Origin of the sequence: Actinoallomurus rhizosphaericola (genome assembly GCF_024055675.1) — a bacterium.
GTDB lineage: Bacteria > Actinomycetota > Actinomycetes > Streptosporangiales > Streptosporangiaceae > Actinoallomurus > Actinoallomurus soli.
Genome location: NZ_JAMXMW010000010.1, coordinates 170,750 through 187,987 on the forward strand (window position 1 = coordinate 170,750; position 17,238 = coordinate 187,987).

Sequence of the window (17,238 nt, forward strand, 5' to 3'; positions counted from 1 at the left end):
ACGCCACGCCAGGAAAGTGTCCACTCCCTGCCATGCGGCTGGTGCGAGCATCGCGCGCGTCAGCCCGTGACGCGGGTGGTGCGGTACGCCGGGTCGGCGGTGATGTCGGCGTCGGTGAACCGGTCCGGGACCCACTGCTTCGCCGAGAAGAGGCGGGTCTGGTCGGTGTGGTGCGGCGAGTTCGGGTTCGCGGACTCGGAGTAGGTCAGGATCGTCGAGGCCCGCGGCCCGGCCGGGGTGAGGGACACCGCCATGATGAAGCTGGAGCCGGAGGTCACGTCGGGATAGGTGCCGTTCGCCTGCAGGTCCGGGCTCGCGGGGTAGATGGCGTTGAAGCAGCCCTCGCCGCCCGGGCAGCCGGGGATGGCGATCCCGGCGTACCGCTGCGCCGCGCCCAGCGGCTCGTCCAGCGGCACGCGCAGCGACGCCATCCGCTGGACGGCGTCGGCGAGGGCACGGCCGACGGCCGGGTCCGCCGTGTTGAGGTCCCGAGGGGTGGTCACCGGGTGCGCGGGGTCGAACGGCGTGCGGAACAGCGCCGGGCTCGACGCGCCGTTCAGGAACTCCCGCCACAGGACGGCGCCCCTGCTGCCCGGGTCGGTGCGCGAGTCCCAGGCGGCCAGCACCCGGCACGCGTCACGTACGTCGACCGGCGAGCCGTCGGTCGCGGTCAGCGTCGGGTGTTCGCGGCAGTAGGCCACGAGCTGGTCGCGCAGCAGCTCGGCGCTCAGGTCCCGGTCGCCGAGCATCGTCCGCCGCAGGGTCGTCAGGTCGAACCCGCGCGGCCCGAGCCCGTCCGTTCCGGCGAGCCGCTGCTTCACCATGTCCAGGCCGAGCCGGGTCCGCAGCGAGCGCGGCGTGCCCGTGTCCCCGAAGATCTGCGGGAACCCGGTGAGCGGCGCGTCCGGGTTGGTCAGCCAGGGGCTGTTGTTCGCGTTGGTGACGTAGTCCGTACGGGACAGGCGTGGCGCGCGGGAGGGCCCGAAGATGCCCGGCTCGATCGCGTCGGGGTCGTTCCCCCACGCGCAGCGGGACGCCGACCCGTCCAGCGTGGGCTCCGGGCCGTCGACCGCGCAGCTCTTCAGCTGCTCGTCGGTGACGTGCGGCGCGACCGACGCGTCGGCGTAGTACGCCTGCCCGGTCGAGTCCGCCGCGATCGTGTTGGTGAACGGGATGCCCTGGTAGGTGTCCTGCGCCGTGCGCAGCTGCGCGACGCTGTCGGCCTGGTCCATCGCGAGCCAGGTGTTCATCGCGCGGACGTTGCGGGCGTTGACGTCCCGGATCGCGTACGCGTAGGTCGTGGTCCAGCCGTCCGCCAGCACCGGCCCGTAGCGGGAGTCGTACAGCGTCCGGCTCACGCTGCTGAGCCGCCCGTCCGCGCCGCGCACCTGGACCGTCACGGTCCGCCGGGTCATCGCCTCGCGGTGCCCGTCGACGAGGTACGCGGTGGGGTCCCCGGGCGCGAGCGTCAGCCGGTAGAACACGGCCCGCGCGGCGGTGGAGACGGTGTGGCTCCAGGCCAGATGCTCGGTGTGCCCGATCTCGACGAGCGGCGTCCCGTACAGCGCGGCGCCGGTGACGTTCAGCCGGCCGGGGATCGTGAGCTGCACCTGGTAGAACCGGCCGATCCCGTTCCACGGGAAGTGCGGGTTGGCCAGCACCATGCCGCCCGTGCCGCGCGTCGCGTCCCGGCCCAGCCCGTACGCGTTGCTGCCGGCGTCGGCCTTCGGCAGGACGGGCGGCTTCGCCCGCGCGGGCGCGCCCGCCGTGGGCGGGGTCGCGTTGACGATCGGCGCGATGGCCTGCTCGGCGCCCTCCAGCTGAACGACGTGGTAGAGGTCCCGGTAGACGTCCAGCTCCGTCATCGGGCGCACCCACGCCGCGCCGCGGCAGGTCGGGTCCGGGAGCCGTGAGACGCCGGTGTCGCGGAGAAAGCGGTTGTAGCCCGCGACGTACCCGCGGACGACGTCCCGCACCTCCCGCGTCGGCCCGAGCGGCGCGGGCTGTGCGATCAGCCGGCGTACGACGCCGGACCGCAGCTCGGCCTGTTCGTACACGTCGCTGTCGAGGTTCGACGTGCCGGTCAGGGGGTCGTCGTTCGCGGCGTCCGGCCCGAAGTACCGCGACCGCTCCCCGGCCAGCGTTACCAGGCGCGACGCCTCGACGCACACGTTGTCCCGAGCGAACGCGTACCCTTCGCCGAATCCCAGGCCGGCGTAGTCGGCCGCCTTGACGTGCGGGATCCCGTACGCCGTCCGCCGGATCTCAGCGCGGTACCGCCCGGTGGGCGCGGCACCCGCCGGTACGGCGACGGCCAGGGGAAGCGCGGTGAGCGACGCCACCGCGCATGTGACGAGCTTCCATCTCTTCATGGAGATCACCTCGGGCTCATGCTCCGCCCCGGATCGCGGCCCCGCATCGGCCCTCCGGCGGGTCCGCGCGTCCGCCGGACGGATGACCGCGGGCGGCCGTACGCCCGTAGGCGTAGACCTTCGGGCGCGCCGGGACGCGTCAGGAGCGGTGGACGTCGAGCACGGTGCGCCGTCCGTCCGGCGCGATCTGGAGCACCGGGATGAGACGGTGCGCCGGGTCGCCGTCCGGACCGAGGTCGATGTCGCCGGACGCGCCGAGCACGCGGTTCGCGGCGTGCATGGCGTAGAGCATGTTCCGGACGTTCTCCGGGACGGGATCGTCCTTCGCGGCGGGTCCGGTGGTGCGGCGGATCGCCTGCGCCGCGGTGAGCATCGCGTCGTGCGCCATGATCGCCCATCCGCTGCGCAGATCCGCGACGTCGAAATGGCGCCGGAACTCCGCCAGGAAGCCGAGGTACGCGGCGCGGGACGGGTTGCGGTCGCCGGCCAGCACGTCCGGGTCGGCCAGCGCCGCGTAGACGATCGAGCCGGGCCCGGGGTAGGTCGTCATCGCCGAGGCGTCGGAGCCGGTGACCAGCGTGATCGGCCGGCGGCAGCGCTCGGCGAGGTAGCCGAACAGCGCCTTGATGAACTTCTGCCGGCCGGCATAGAACACCATGTCCGGCTGGTTCGAGCCGCAGATGTTGCTGGCGATCACGGAGAACTGGTTCGGCAGTCCCGGCTCGTCCGGCCGGTCCGCGGTGAAGGTCTCCTCCAGGGCGTGCTGCCGCTGCAGATAGGAGGCGAGCAGGGGATCCTTGGTGAAGTCGTCCCGCAGCGACTTGGCGTACAGATCGGTGGCCCGCTGGTCGGTCACCAGGGTCGCCGTGCGCAGATCGTGCCGCTTGGCCAGCACTTGGCCGACCGCGGCCAGCTCGTCGCCGACCTGGGGATTCACGCGGGTGAGACCGGGGATCCGGCCGCCGCCCAGGCCGACCGCGGCCCGTACCGCGCCCGTGCTGTCGAAGCCGTCGGCCGTGACGACGTCCCCGACCATGGGAATCCCCGCCTTGGACAGCGCGAGGGTCGCCTGCACGGTCGCCTGGGTGCTGAGCGCCAGCCCGGCCACGGCGACGAGGTGGTCCGGCGCCCCGGTCATGTCCTTGAGCCGGTCGACCACGCGCTTCCACTGGCTCTGGTCGCTTCCCTCGTTGGCCAGGACGAGCCGGATCTGCGGGTGGTCACCGCCGCCCTCACCGCGGTTGGCCCGTAGCTGACCGACGTAGGCGCCCTCGAGTTCGGGGATGGTCCGGCCGGTCGTCAGGTCCCGGTCCGGGGTGAACGAGAGCGGTCCGAGGTAGGCCACCGTGACGTACTGCTTGCCGCTGCGGCGCACCCGCTCGTTCTCGGCCCAGATGGCATTGAGGATCGGCTTCCAGGCCTTCTCCTGGCCGTGCGTGGCGAACCACGGGTGCTCGTGGTCGCGCCCGTCGGACACGCCGATGCACTCGTCGTGCACGCGCGCCACGTCGCCCGAGCAGCGCCCCTCGTCTCTGAGGACGACGGCGATGACGACCACCGCGACGATGACGGCCAGCGCGACCGCCCCGGCGATCAGCCACGCCCGCCGGTGCCGGCGCGCGGGCGGGAAAATCGGCTTCTTTTCGTCAGTGCTCATGTCAGTCCCATAGGAGCGCCTGCTGTTGGTGGTCCTGCGCCCGCTGGCGCAGTGCCTGACGCCGGCGCGGGGAGAAGCGCGTGATCGCGTCATAGCCCGCGGCGATGTCCAGGTGGAGGTCGCGGCGGTGCGCGCCGGTCAGCGGGTCGGTCACCACCCAGAGCCCGGTCACCAGCGGGGCGAGCGCCTGGACTGTCGTGTCCGCCTCGGCGTCCGCCCAGCCGGCCAGCAGTTGCGCCTCGTCGGCGGGGTCGTCCGTGCGGCTCGCCGCCCGTGGTGCGGCGACGACCGCGTCGAGGAGCGCCAGCCAGGCGTCACCGTCGAGCGCGGTCAGCCGGGCGGCGAGCCGCCGGGTCACGATCGGGATCTCGCCGAGCGCGAGCGCGTGGTACAGCTCCCCCGCCTCGTCGGCCTCGGCCTCGGCCGCGACGCGGAGGCGCTGGTGCACGGTGACCCAGTTGGCCTGGCCCTCCGTCCCGGCCAGGCGACGGCTCATCAGGCGCCGCAGCACGGGGTGCAGGACCGCCGGCTCCGGCGGGTCGCCGCCGCCCCACAGGTCCGGCGTGTAGAGGCTCGCCACGTCGGCCGGCCTCAGCAGGCCGCGGGGCGTGATCAGCCGGTCCGACTCGTCCTGGTCGCGGGCGGCCGCAGCGATGACGAGCTTGTCCGCCTGCCGCTTGGTGCAGTGGGCGAGCAGGTCGCCCAGCAGCCGTTCCCCGAGCGTGCCGCCGTGGTCGTCCGTGCGGTCCAGCAGGGCGCGCACGTCGTACGGGCCCTCGGGCTGCCGCGCGATCGCGTCGAGGAGGGACCGGGTCGCGCCGGGATGGCCACCGGTGAAGTGATAGACCATCGCGGCGATGCGGCGGTCGGGCGCGCCGTGCAGGCCGAGGGCGGCCACCATCGTCTCGACCTCGCTCTCGCTCAGGTCGCGCAGCACGATCGGGTACCACCAGCGCGCCGTCGGCCCCCGGTTCAGATGGTCGGTGCAGCCGGCGGTCTCGGGCTGCGCGTAGGGACGGGCCTTCCGCGCGACTCGGGCGGTCAGCAGGCCGCGGCTGGTGGCCACGAACACCAGCGGCACGGCGGAGTCGCCCGCCGCCCGCGCCTCGCGGATGCGCGCGAGTTCGACGAGGAAGTGCTGGCCGTCGGGGAGGTCGGCGTTGTCCAGCAGCACGGCGGCCGAGAACTGTCGCTTGGCGGCACGTCCCTTCTTGAAGGCCTCCCGCAGGTCGGCGGTGAACGCCGCCAGCAGCAGCCCGTCGACCATCCCCCGGTTGCCGTCGGTCTCGTACGCGCGGAACCGGGCGTTCAGCTGGACCAGCTCGTCGATGGAATCGGCGCCGAGTCCGAGGTCCTGGTCGCCGTACCAGTCCTGGCCGGCGCCGAGCAGCATCTGGCGGCCCCACCGCCCGCTCGCCATGAGACCGTCGACGAGGAGGTCGGCGAAGCTCGTGACGGGAATCTGCTGTGGGATGCCGAGGATCTTTTGCAGCGGAGGCGCGACGCGCTGAATCAGCGCCCGCAGTGCGGCGATGTTCCGGTACTTCTCGAGGAGTGCCTTGACCTGTGCGCGGGCTCGCACGCGGTTGGTGAGATCGATCGCCTGATCCTCCATGACCGCCCGGCCCACGATGAACCGGGGGAACCCGAGCCGGCCGTAGTCGCCGCATCGACGATTGAGCTCGAACGCCAGCGCGGCGAGCACCTCGTACACGGCCATGTTGCCGATCTTCGCGAAATCCACCCGGGCGTACGGAACGCGGTTCTCGAGCGCGTCCTCGAGGCAATCCAGCAGCGCGGTCTTTCCGCTGCCCGCAGGCCCCTCGAAGATCAAAATCGGGGTCTCGCGGGCTGTGCGCCTGCGCCCCTGCTCGGGCCGCTCCATGAACTCTCGTACGACGAGAACGGCCCGGTCGCGCCCGAACAGCCGCGCTCCCCTACCCGGCACCGACTCCCCCGGACGACCTGGTGGCCGGGCCGGAGGGCACGGCCGCGCACTGCAGCATCATCAACCCCGTATCCTCCTCTTCCGCACATCCCCGTAGAGTGGCCACACCCTAACTGTCGGCTTTGTTGGACATCAATAAGACGGCCGCGAATACCGGATCGTTCACTCGGTTCCGAGAATTCGCTCGGCGATATTTCGGTTGGGCTAGAAATCGCCGGTCACGTTGTCCAAATATTTGCGAATGGTGGATAATACGGTCCATTAGCGTCGTACGGGGTGAGTCATGGACAAGTTGGCGGAGTTCACGGAGAACCGGGCGCGGCTGTTCGGCCTGGCGTACCGGCTGCTCGGGGAGGCCACCGAGGCCGAGGACGTGCTGCAGGACGCCTACCTGCGCTGGGAGACGAGCGGACCGGTCGACGTCCCCGCGGCCTGGCTCACCACGGTGGTCACGAACCTCTGCCTCAGCCGCCTCGGCTCCGCCCGCGCCCGCCGGGAGAGGTACGTGGGGCCGTGGCTGCCCGAGCCGGTGTTCACCGAGGACGGCCGGCTCGGCCCGCTGGAGACCGTCGAGCAGCGCGAGTCGATCTCACTCGGCGTCCTCATGCTGCTCGAACGCCTGTCCCCTCCCGAGCGCGCGGCGTTCGTCCTCCGGGAGGCGTTCGGCTATCGGCACGCGGAGATCGCCGACGTGCTGGGCGTCGACGAGGCGCACGCCCGGCAGCTGTACCGGCGGGCCCGCGCGCACGTGAGCGAACCCCGGCGGCGGTTCGCCCCGAGCACCGCCCACCGCGAGGAGATCGTGCTCCGCTTCCTGGCCGCCGCCACGGAGGGCGACCTCGCCGGCCTGGAGAAGCTGCTCGCCGAGGACGTCGTCGCCTGGTCGGACGGCGGCGGCAAGGTCACGGCTGCCCGGCGCCCGGTCGTCGGCCCCTCCCAGGTGGCACGCTTCTTCGTCGGCCTGGCCGCCCAGCCGCGCATTGCCGGCATGGACATCGCGATCCGTACGGTCAACGGCGAACCGGCGCTCGTCCTGTACGAGGCCGGTGAGCTCTGCATGATCGTGTCGTTCGACGTCGCGGGAGACCGCGTGACCGCCGTGAACGCCGTTCTCAACCCGGACAAGCTCGCCTACGCGGCGGCGCAGGAGCGGTGACCACGGTCACCGGGCCGGCGCGGGAACTCGACCACGGCCACCGGGGCGGCGCAGGAAGTGTGACCACGGTCACCGCGCCGACCGTCACGAACCAGGGGCGCCGCCGAGTCACCCCTTCGACGGCACACCGTCGGCGAAGGGATGACTGAGATGGCGGCACGCATTCTGGTCCTCGGCGCAGGCTACTCGGGGCTGGTCGCGGCACAGCTGACCGCACGGCACCGCGACACCCGGGTGACCCTGGTCAACGCGAGCGACCGCTTCGTGGAACGGGTCCGGCTGCACCAGGTCGCGACGGGGCAGGAGGTACGGACCCGGCCGATCGCGGAGCTGCTCGGCGGAGCGCCCGTCGAGTTCGTCGTCGGCCGGGTGACCGCGATCGACGCCGCGAAGCGCGAGGCCGAGCTGGCCGACGGGCGGCGGCTCGGCTACGACACCCTCATCTACGCGCTCGGCAGCCGGTCGGACGTCGAGAGCGTCCCCGGCGCGGCCGAGCACGCCCGCCCGCTCGCCACCGCGGACGACGCCGTACGGCTGCGGGACCGGCTCGCCGACGGCGGCGCCGTCGCGGTGGTCGGCGGCGGGCTGACCGGCGTCGAGGCGGCGACCGAGCTCGCCGAGGCGCGGCCGGACCTGACGGTCCGGCTGCTGACCGCCGGCCGCCTCGGCGCGGCGCTGTCCGAACGCGGCCGCCGTCACCTGCGTCGCGTCTTCGACCGGCTCGGCGTGGAGATCCGGGAGGACGCGCGGGTCACCGAGGTCCGCGCGGACGGCGTGCTGCTGACCGGAGGCGAGTTCGTGCCCGCCGGCACGGTCGTGTGGACCGCCGGATTCCGCGTGCCGGACCTGGCGCGGCAGGCGGGATTCGCGGTGGACGAGCACGGCCGGATGCTCGTCGACGCGGCACTGCGCTCGGTGTCGCACCCGGAGGTGTACGGGATCGGTGACGCGGCGGCGATGCACCGGCAGGGCGGCCAGGAGCTGCGCATGGCGTGCGCCACCGGCCTGCCCGCCGCCCAGCACGTCGCCCGTGCGATCCGCCAGGGCCTGGGCCGGCGCGCGCCGAGCCCGTTCCGGTTCCGGTACGTCAACCAGTGCATCAGCCTGGGGCGCCGCGACGCCCTGATCCAGTACGTACGGGCGGACGACAGCCCGGTCGGGCTGGTCCTCACCGGCCGGATCGCCGCCCTGTACAAGGAGGCCATCGTCCGCGGCGCCCTCGCCGCCCAGCGCCACCCCGCCCTCGTCGCCCTCACCCCCGGCGGCGGCCCGTCCCGCGACCGGCTCGACCTCGCCGGATGAGGCGGCGCCGGGTGAGGGCCGACCTCGCAGGGTGAGGCGGCGCGGGGCGCGGGGCCGACCTCGCGGGATGACGGGGCGGGGCAAGCCGGTCACCGGTGTCACTCGTCGCCACTAGAGTCACTCTTCGTGAGTGACGAATCGGACTCCGGGAGTGTCGCCGCCGCGGCCCTGCTCGACGACGGTCTCGTCCGGCGGCTCAAGGCGCTCGCGTGCACCGGGCCTCTCCACGATCTGGACACCCGCAAGACGCGGCTGGACTTCGCGGACGCCTCGGTGTACGCGATGGCGGAGATCGCGTTCCAGATCATCGACCAGGTGACCATCACCATGGACTTCGACCGGGGCGCGAACCACGACGCCGTGATCGCGCGGGTGCTGCCGTTCATCGCCGCGCAGGCGCCGGACCGCGCGCCGCAGGAGCACGAGAAGGTCGCCCGCTGGGTCCTGGAGAACCTCATCAACGTCGGCAGCGTCGACCGGGGCTTCCGCGTGTTCTACGGGACGTTCGCCGCCGACGGCGCGTACCAGCGGCTCGCGTTCGACTTCAAGCTCCTCACCGAGCTCGCGGACGCCGACGGTGAGGTGTACCTGCGTGCCTCGGACGAGGCGATCAACGTGCTCATCGGCGCGCTGGACACCGACGTCGAGTCGGCGCAGATCGCCGCGGAGATCAAGCTCGGCAACCTGATCGAGCGCGGGAAGCTGTCGGACGCCCAGGCCGCCGCGCAGCAGGCCCGGTACGCCACCGTGCAGTACGCCGAGCGGCTGCGCCGCAAGCTGGAGGCGACCCGCCGGGACGTGCGGTCGGTCGACTGGGAGGAGGAGATTCCCGAGTTGATCGACGCGGCGCTCACCCACGTCACCGCCCGGTACCGCGCCGAGACCGCGATCCTGGCGAACATCCGCCGTGCCCGGGACGAGGCCACCGAGCCGGAGCGCAAGCGGCGGGCCGCGATCCTGGTGGACATCGTCGCCGACTGCGTGAAGCGGCACACCCAGCTGCAGGCCCGGCTGATCGAGGCGAACGCGATCTTCCGCGCCGAGCAGGACCGCCAGCAGTTCTCCGGGCCGCCGCAGCGGGCGACCGTCGACCTGTTCGGGCAGTTGCTCGGCCCCACGCTGCAGTTGAGCGTGGCCGACGCCGCCGGCCCCGCCGGCGCGTTCTTCCAGGGGGGTGCCGGGCTCGCGACGCCCACGGTGGTCCGGCTGCGCGACGTGGTCCGCATGCTCATCGCGCCCGCCGCCGAGCGCGACGACCTGGCCGGGGCGCTGCCCGAGCCCGACCTGATGCCCCCGCCGGACCCGGACGTCTTCAGCGACGAGCAGTGGACGCGCGCCGACGACCTGCTCGACCTCGCGGACACCCCAAGGCGGCTGTCCGCGCTGCTCGCCGAGGCGCGCGCCGACGACCCCGCGCTACCGCACCTGCTCCTCCTGCGGGTGCTGCACGCCGTGTCCCCCGAAATCGGGGTCGCGGTCCGGCAGGGCGACGACCGGGTGCTGGTCGCGGTCGACGACGGCACGCGGCTGGAGGACCCGGAGTTCGGCGGCGCCGACCTGCTGGTCGGTCTCGCCCGCGTATCCGACGAGTCTCAGCAAGGAGCGGTCGCGTGAGCGTGAATGTTCCGATCGCGGACGCCGCCGAGGCCGCGAAGTTCATCACCCTCGGCATGCGGCCCCGGCTGCTGCCGGCCCGCGACCTGGCCTACGGCGACTACGTGCGCCGGTACCGGGAGGACGAGACGTTCGCCGAGCTGACGAACGCCGTCGCGAACGGCCTCGGCCTCGCCGTCCTCGCCTGTTCCCAGCAGACCGGCCTCGTGCTCGCCGCGACGGACGGATCGCTGTTCGAGATCAAGATGGAGGACTACTCCCGCCGCGCGGCCACGCGCGACCGCCGGGAGAGGATGCTGCACGGGCTGGTGCACCTCGCGGTGGCGGCGGTCGCCTACCCGCGCCCGGCCGACCTGGCGAACGACTCCTACATCGGCCGGGTCAGCGTCGAGCAGGTCGACGCCGTCGTACGCGAGGCGTGCCGCGTCCTGGACGAGAAGGCCGCCGCGGCCGAGGAGAGCCTGGACCCGCTGGAGGAGGCCCCCGACCTGGAGAAGACCTGGCGGGTCTACGCGCGCCGCCCGTCCGCCGCGGCGACGAAGGACGGCCGGCTCGCCCCGGACGCCACCCGGTCCATGGTCAACAAGGCGCTGAGGTTCCTCGCCGAGCAGGGGTTCCTGTCGCAGGTGGGCGGCGAGGGCGGCGGCACGTACCGCACCACGCCCCGCTACCAGGTCCAGGTGCGCGAACTCGCCGCCGACCGCGCGTTCGCGGAGCTGCTCGACCTGGGCGTCGTCACGGTCACCGACGGACACGGCACGCTGCGCGCCGTCTCCCCCGACACTCTCTGAACGGAGTCCTGGTGTACGAGCTCGCACGGGTCCGGCTGTTCTCGGTCGGCCCGAAAGGCGCCCGGTACCAGAACGTCACGCTCGACCTGCGGGACGTCGGCGCGCCCGTCGCCCGGCCGGAGCGGGAGGCGCTGTTCGACCTGATGGCGGAGGAGCCGGGCCGCGCGGTGCCGCGCCGGCCGAGCCCGGCGACCGTGCTGTTCCTGGAGAACGGCGGCGGCAAGTCCGTCCTCATCAAGCTGATCTTCTCGGTGATGCTGCCGGGGCGGCGGCAGGTGGTCGGGGCGCGCGGCACCCGCGTGCTGGACAAGTTCGTGCTGGCCCAGGACGTCGCGCACGTCGCGCTGGAGTGGCAGCACGTACGGACCGGCCGCCGGGTCGTCGTCGGCAAGGTGTCGGCCTGGCGCGACCACGTCGTGTCCACGGACCCGAACCGCCTGAACGAGGCCTGGTACTCCTTCAGCCCGACCGCGTCGTTCGGCCTGGACGCCCTGCCCTTCACGCAGGACGGCCGGGTCGTGTCGATGAGCGGGTTCCGCGACCGGCTGGGCGAGGCGGGCAAGGCCGAGCCGCACCTGCAGGTGGTCTGGGAGACCAACCACGGCGAGTGGCGGATGCGGCTGACGAACCTCGGGCTGGACCCGGAGCTGTTCGACTACCAGCGCAAGATGAACGCCGGGGAGGGCGAGGCCGCCGACGCGTTCGCGTTCAAGAGCGACGAGGCGTTCGTCGACTGGCTGCTGACCGCCGTGTTCGACGAGGACGACCTGCGCAGCCTCGGCGACGTCGTCGAGCAGTACGCCGCCGGCCTGGCGCGCCGAGACGGGCTGATGGCCGAGCGCGACTTCGTCCAGGGCGCGCTCGACCGCCTCGAACCGCTGACGGAGGCCGCTCGCGCGCGGCGGGAGGCCGAGTCCGCGCGGGATCAGGCCCGGAGCGCGGCGGAGACGTTCGGCGCCGCGATCACCGTACGGCACCGGCAGGAGACCGAGCGGCTCGCCGAGCTCACCGCACGCGAGCGCACGGCCGTGGACCGCGAGCAGGACGCCGGCCGCCGGGCCGGGCGGCTGGGCCGGATCCACGCCGAGCTCCGCCGCGAGCTCGCGGGCCTGCGCCTGAAGGCGGCGACGGCGGAGCTGGAGGACCTGCGCACGCGGCGCGACGAGGCCCGCGAGACCCTCACCGCGTGGCGGGCCGCCGAGACGCTGCTGGCCTACCGCCGCGCGTACGACGACGCCGAACGCGTACGCCGCCTGGTCGCCGAGGGCGAGTCGAAGGCCGCTCCGCTGCTGGCCGAGCGGGACGAGGCCGCCCGGCGTCTCGCGCGCGGGCTGTCCGCGCTCGCCACCGCAGCGGAGGACGAGGCCGGCCGGCTCGACCGGACCGCCGGCGAACGCGCCGGCCAGGCCCGCCAGGAGGAGGCCGCGCTGGAGGACGCGATCGCGCAGGCGACGCGCGAACGCGGCCGGGCGGCCGAGGCCGAGGAGCGCGTCACCGCCGCGCTCGCCGACGTTCGTACCGCCGTCGAGGAGGGGCTGCTGCCCGGCGCGGACGCCGACGTGGGCGCCGCCGCCGAGGAGGCGCGCGAGCGCGCGGCCGACGCCGCCGAGCGGGTCGCGGCGGCCCTGCGGGACCTGTCCGGGATGGCCGGTGACCGCAAGCGCCTGGGCACGGAGGTCCGCGCGGCCGAGCAGGACCGACGGAAACGGCAGAGCGCGGCGCAGACCGCCGCCGACGCCCTCGACCGCGCCGAGACGGCCGCGCGGACGCTGGCCGGTGACCGGCGGGCGGCCGAGCTGCTCGGCGCCGACGCGATCGACCCCGAGACCGACGCGCCGGTGCTGCTGGACCTGCTCGACGGCGCGATCACGGAGGCCGAGCGGGAGCAGGCCGACCTGCGGATGGAGGCGGCGGCCGACGAACGCGTCCTCGACGCGCTCGGCGCCGGCGGCCTGCTGCCGCCCGCGGCCCACGTGACCGAGGCCCTCGCCGTCCTGGAGCACGAGAAGATCACCGCCTGGTCCGGCTGGCGGTACCTCTCCACGCTCCCGCCGCAGGACCGTGAGGGGGTGCTCGCCGCCCACCCGCACCTGGTCGACGGCATCGTCCTGAACAACCCCGCCCACCTCGAACGCGCCGAGGAGGTCCTCACCGCGGCGCGGATCCTGCCGCCCGGGCTCGTCGCCGTCGGCACCACCGCGGACCTCGGCGACCCCGACGCGCCCCCGGCCGCCGGAGTCGGGTTCCTCGTCCCCCCGAACCCGGCCATGTACGACGAGGAACGCGCCGAAGAGGAGCGCGCGGCCATCGCGGACCGGCAGCGCGAACGCGCCGACCGCCTCGCCGCGCTCACCGACCGCCTGCACGGCGACCGCGACCTGCGCGAACGCCTGCGCCAGTGGCAACACGCCCACCCGGCCGGCACGCTGGAGCGCCTGCGCACGGACAAGGCCGAGGCCGACGAGGCCCTGGCGACCGCCGAGACCCGGCTGGAGGCCCTGGAGGGCCGGATCGCCTCGATCGAGCAGGCCGAGGACGAGATCCAGAGCGGCCTTCCCGCCTGGCGCGAGGAGGAGTCGGCGGCCGCCGGCGCCGCCGGGCGGCTCGCCCGGCTCGCCGAGACCGCCGCCCGCCTGCCGGAGTGGCGCGAGACCGTGCAGCGCGCCCGCGCGGCGGCGGACGCCCACGACCAGGCCGCCGAGGAACACCGGCGGACCGCCGAACGCCTGCGCGCCGCCGCCGCCGAGGCCCGCCGCGAGGGCGACGACCAGCGGCGGGTCGCCACCACGGCCCGCGACGAGCTCAGCCGCATCCCCGGCGCGGGCACCCTCGACACGTCCGCCCCCGCGCCCGAGGAGCCGGTGCAGGTGCTGCGCGACGCGTACGAGTCCGCCGCGCGGGCGTACGAACGCGCCGGGATCGGCCACGACCTCCGCGAGGACCTCACCCACGCCGAGACCCGCGAACGCGAGACCGGCGCCGAGGTCAAGAACATCGACGCGCGCGTCCGCGACCTCGCCGAACGCCTGCTCGCCGGCCCGGACGGCGCCGACGCCTCCGCCCGCGCCGCCGCCACCGGCCGCGCCGAACGCACCATCACGGCGCGCGAGGAGGAGCACGAGGCGCAGGTGGGCGTGCACGCCCGCCTGAAGGAGGAGTACCGCCGGCTCCCGCCGCAGGAGATCACGCTCGAAGCCCCGTACGAGCGCCCGACCGCCATCGGCAAGGCGGAGAAGCTGGTCGCCCGCGCCGAGGCCGAATGGGACACCGCCCGCCGCGCCCACGAGGAGCTGCGGTCCGGGCAGGAGCGCCTCGCCGGCCAGGTGGAGTCCGCGGGCCGTACCGTCGAGCGGCTCGCCGCGTACGCCTACCGGCTGGGCGAGCTCGTGCCGCAGGAGATCGACGCCGGGACCGCGCCGTTCCGCGGCACGATGGACGAGGCCGAGACCCGTCTGGACGACGTCATGGGGAAGGTCCGCGACACCGCGCAGGCGGCCGACGACGCCGGCCGCGCCGTGCGCAACGCCGCGGACGCGCTGGCCAAGTACGCCGCCGACGACAGGTTCGCCCAGGTCGACAGCCCGGTCCGCCGCCAGATCGTCGGCGTCGAACGCGAGAGCCTCCCGAAGTACGCCGAGGAGTGGGAGCCCGCGCTCCGCCCCCGCCTGCGCAGCCTCACCGACGAGCTCGCCCAGATCGACCGGCACCGCTCCGCCATCGTCGACCGGTTGCGCGGCATGGTCGACCAGGCCCTCGCCATCCTGCGAACCTCCCGGCGGCTGTCCACCCTGCCCGACGGCCTCGGCGAGTGGTCCGGTCAGGAGTTCCTCCGGATCCGTTTCGAGACAGCCGAGCCGCACCTGCTCGACGAGGCGCTCGGCGCCGTCATCGACGACGCCACCTCCGCCGACCCCGCCCGCGCGAAGGGCGCCGGCCGCCGCGACGGCCGCACGCTGCTGCTGCGCGGCGTACGGGCGGCGATGCCGAAGGGGGTGCGCGTCGACATGCTCAAACCGGACGCGGTCCTGCGCACCGAGCGCGTCCGGGTGGCCGAGATCGGCGACGTCTTCTCCGGCGGCCAGCTCCTCACCGCCGCGATCATCCTCTACTGCACGATGGCGGCCCTGCGCGCCAACGACCGCGGCCACACCCGCCGTCAGCACGCGGGCGTCCTGTTCCTGGACAACCCGATCGGCCGCGCGTCGGCGGGCTACCTCCTGGAACTGCAGATCGCCGTCGCCGAGGCGCTCGGCGTGCAGCTCGTCTACACGACCGGGCTGTTCGACACCGGGGCATTGAGCGTGTTCCCGCTCATCATCCGGCTCCGCAACGACGCCGACCTGCGCGCCGGCCTGAAGTACCTGTCGGTCGACGAGACGATCCGCCGCTCGCTGGACGGCCTCCCCGCCCCCGACGAGACCGGCGAGGTCACCGCCACCCGAGGCTTCACCCGCCCGCCGACACCCGACGCCGGCCGACCCGGCGATGCCGGCGTGGGCGAGAGCGGCGCCGGCGCGCCCGACCCGATCGCCGCCGAGGACGCGCGATGACCACCCCCGACCGCCCCGGCACGACCGGCGCCGACCGCAGCGAAACCACCGGTGCCGAGCGCGGCGGAACGCCGGAGCGCGGGGCTCCGGCGCCGAGCGGAGTGGGACCGCCAGAGCACGGCGTTCCGGTGCGGAACGGAGCGGGACGGCAGGAGCGCAAGGTTCCGCCGCCGACAGGCCCCACGCGAGCGGCACGGCCGGTGCGGGCATCGGCTCGGGCAGCACAGACGGGCTCGGTGCGGGCACCGGCTCAGGCGGCACAGACGGGCTCGGCGCGGGCACCGGCTCAGGCGGCACAGACGGGCTCGGGACTGGCGTGAACGGCACGGACGGGGCCGGCGCTGGCACGGGCGGCGGCGTCGGCGCGGGCAGCGGTGGGGTCGGTGTTCGTGCGCAGCGGTTTGCCGGCCTGCTGCGCGGCCGTAAGGGCCGCCGGGTCTACCTGCGTGATCTCTGGGCGATCCTCGACGAGGCCGACCCGGCCCTCGGCACGGACGCCCGCCGCCGCTCCGTCCTCGCCGACGTCCTGGCCGAACTGGCCGGCGCCGGGCTGCTCACCCTGCCCGGCGAACGCTCCTACGACCGTACGGAGCACCCGCCGCTCCCCCGCTTCGTCACGCTGCCCGCCCCGCGAACGCCCGCGCCCGTACGCCACCAGGTCGTGTGGCACCACGACCTGAACTGGGTCCCCGAGACCCGGATCACGCCCGCGCAGCGGGACCGCCTCGAAGCGGTCGACCGGTGGCTGAAGTCGGCCCGGCGCGATGCCTCTCCGGCCCCGCTGCGCGAACGCTCGCTGGAGGTCTTCGGCGACGAGAAGGTCCTGGACCGGCTACTGCGAACCGGCCTGTTCGGACCGGGCAAGCTGGACTTGGAGCTGCTCGTCACGTACCGCGCGGCCGTCCGCTTCACGAGCGAGACCGTGGGCTCCGGCGACCTGCTGCTCGTGGTGGAGAACGCCGACACGTTCGACTCGCTGGTCCACGCGCTCCGGGCCCGCGCCGGCCACCGCGTCGGCGCGGTCGCCTGGGGCGCCGGCGCGGCGTTCGAGGCGTCCGTCCTGTCCATCGCCCGGCTGTCGTTCCCCGTCGCCGAGGTCGCCTACTTCGGCGACCTGGACGAGAAGGGCCTGCGCATCCCGGCGAACGCCGCCGCGCTCGCCGCCGCCGAGGGCCTGCCCGCCGTCCGTCCCGCCACCGGCCTGTACGGCGCGCTGCTGGAGCGGGCACGCCCGCAGGGCGGGCAGCGCAAGCTCACGGCCGCGACCGCCGACGAGGTCACCGCCTGGCTCGACCCGCCGCACCGCGCCCGGGTCCGCGAGTTCCTTATGGCGGGCGAGCGTGCCGCCCAGGAGGCCGTCGGCCGCGAATACCTCACGGCCACCGACACCTGGGCCACCGACCTGTACCCCCGCTGAGACGCACCGGCGGCCACCCCTGCCGCTCCGCCACACCCACGCGCCGCCGAATCGTTCGGCCGAGCGATCAGCGGTGGACGGCGCTTCTGCCCCTGAGCCGACCTCGGCACCGCTATCGCCCGCCGGGTGCCCCCACCGCGTTTCGCGCCGTCTACCCAGGCGAGAAGTTCTGATTCTGGCTCGATTCCCGTAAACGACTCCGGCTTGGGCGCCCTCACCGCTCACCGTTCCGTCCACACCGCATCGCAGCGCAGCGCACCGGCCCACCTTCCAACCGCCTTTGCTCTGCTCACCCCGGGTATGCAGCTGGAGCGGTCCACTGCATACCCGGCGTGAGCAGAGCAAAGGCCCGCGGGAAAGCATGCGGCCTTGCCGGGGGCCCGGACGACCAGCGCACGCCACGCCGCGGTGATCCTTGGCGGACGCTGCTC

9 protein-coding genes are annotated in these 17,238 nt (G+C 74.1%); 6 read left to right on the plus strand and 3 right to left on the minus strand.

Annotated features, from left to right (window positions below):
- Window positions 1–59 precede the first annotated feature (59 nt).
- The 3 genes from NE234_RS22960 to NE234_RS22970 all read right to left on the minus strand — a co-directional run bounded on the left by NE234_RS22960 (window position 60) and on the right by NE234_RS22970 (window position 5,977).
- Window positions 60–2,372 (minus strand): acylase, encoded by a 2,313-nt coding sequence (locus tag NE234_RS22960; RefSeq protein WP_252782555.1) that lies wholly within the window; start codon window positions 2,370–2,372, stop codon window positions 60–62.
- Between the two features lie 139 nt (window positions 2,373–2,511).
- Window positions 2,512–4,029, minus strand: a complete 1,518-nt coding sequence (locus NE234_RS22965) for an ABC transporter substrate-binding protein (protein ID WP_252782556.1) — start codon at window positions 4,027–4,029, stop codon at window positions 2,512–2,514.
- A gap of 1 nt (window position 4,030) precedes the next feature.
- Window positions 4,031–5,977: a hypothetical protein gene (locus NE234_RS22970; RefSeq protein WP_252782557.1), complete on the minus strand. Its 1,947-nt coding sequence runs from the start codon at window positions 5,975–5,977 to the stop codon at window positions 4,031–4,033.
- A 283-nt stretch (window positions 5,978–6,260) separates the two neighbouring features.
- On the opposite strand from NE234_RS22970, the gene NE234_RS22975 reads away from it, so the two are divergent.
- The 6 genes from NE234_RS22975 to NE234_RS23000 all read left to right on the plus strand — a co-directional run bounded on the left by NE234_RS22975 (window position 6,261) and on the right by NE234_RS23000 (window position 16,807).
- A complete protein-coding gene (locus tag NE234_RS22975; protein WP_252782558.1) occupies window positions 6,261–7,133 on the plus strand; it encodes an RNA polymerase sigma-70 factor in 873 nt (290 codons plus the stop codon).
- A 150-nt stretch (window positions 7,134–7,283) separates the two neighbouring features.
- Window positions 7,284–8,435 carry an NAD(P)/FAD-dependent oxidoreductase gene (locus NE234_RS22980; protein WP_252782559.1) on the plus strand — a complete coding sequence of 384 codons (1,152 nt, stop codon included), beginning with the start codon at window positions 7,284–7,286 and terminating at the stop codon, window positions 8,433–8,435.
- Between the two features lie 126 nt (window positions 8,436–8,561).
- Complete coding sequence (locus NE234_RS22985) at window positions 8,562–10,049, plus strand: hypothetical protein (protein ID WP_252782560.1); 1,488 nt, start codon at window positions 8,562–8,564, stop codon at window positions 10,047–10,049.
- The gene (locus NE234_RS22990; RefSeq protein ID WP_252782561.1) at window positions 10,046–10,840 is read left to right on the plus strand and encodes a hypothetical protein; all 795 of its coding nucleotides are present in this window, start codon (window positions 10,046–10,048) and stop codon (window positions 10,838–10,840) included. Before NE234_RS22985 ends, NE234_RS22990 begins: the two co-directional genes overlap by 4 nt.
- An 11-nt stretch (window positions 10,841–10,851) precedes the next feature.
- The gene (locus tag NE234_RS22995; protein WP_252782562.1) at window positions 10,852–15,390 is read left to right on the plus strand and encodes a coiled-coil domain-containing protein; all 4,539 of its coding nucleotides are present in this window, start codon (window positions 10,852–10,854) and stop codon (window positions 15,388–15,390) included.
- A gap of 316 nt (window positions 15,391–15,706) precedes the next feature.
- Entirely contained in the window at window positions 15,707–16,807 is a 1,101-nt protein-coding gene (locus tag NE234_RS23000; RefSeq protein ID WP_252782563.1) for a DUF2399 domain-containing protein, read from the plus strand.
- The last annotated feature ends 431 nt before the right edge of the window (window positions 16,808–17,238 follow it).

Bases quoted from the DNA above. Each gene is read 5' to 3' on its own strand.
- NE234_RS22960 (WP_252782555.1), bottom strand. From the start codon at position 2,372: ATGAAGAGATGGAAGCTCGTCACATGCGCGGTGGCGTCGCTCACCGCG.
- NE234_RS22965 (WP_252782556.1), bottom strand. From the start codon at position 4,029: ATGAGCACTGACGAAAAGAAGCCGATTTTCCCGCCCGCGCGCCGGCAC.
- NE234_RS22975 (WP_252782558.1), top strand. From the start codon at position 6,261: ATGGACAAGTTGGCGGAGTTCACGGAGAACCGGGCGCGGCTGTTCGGC.
- NE234_RS22980 (WP_252782559.1), top strand. From the start codon at position 7,284: ATGGCGGCACGCATTCTGGTCCTCGGCGCAGGCTACTCGGGGCTGGTC.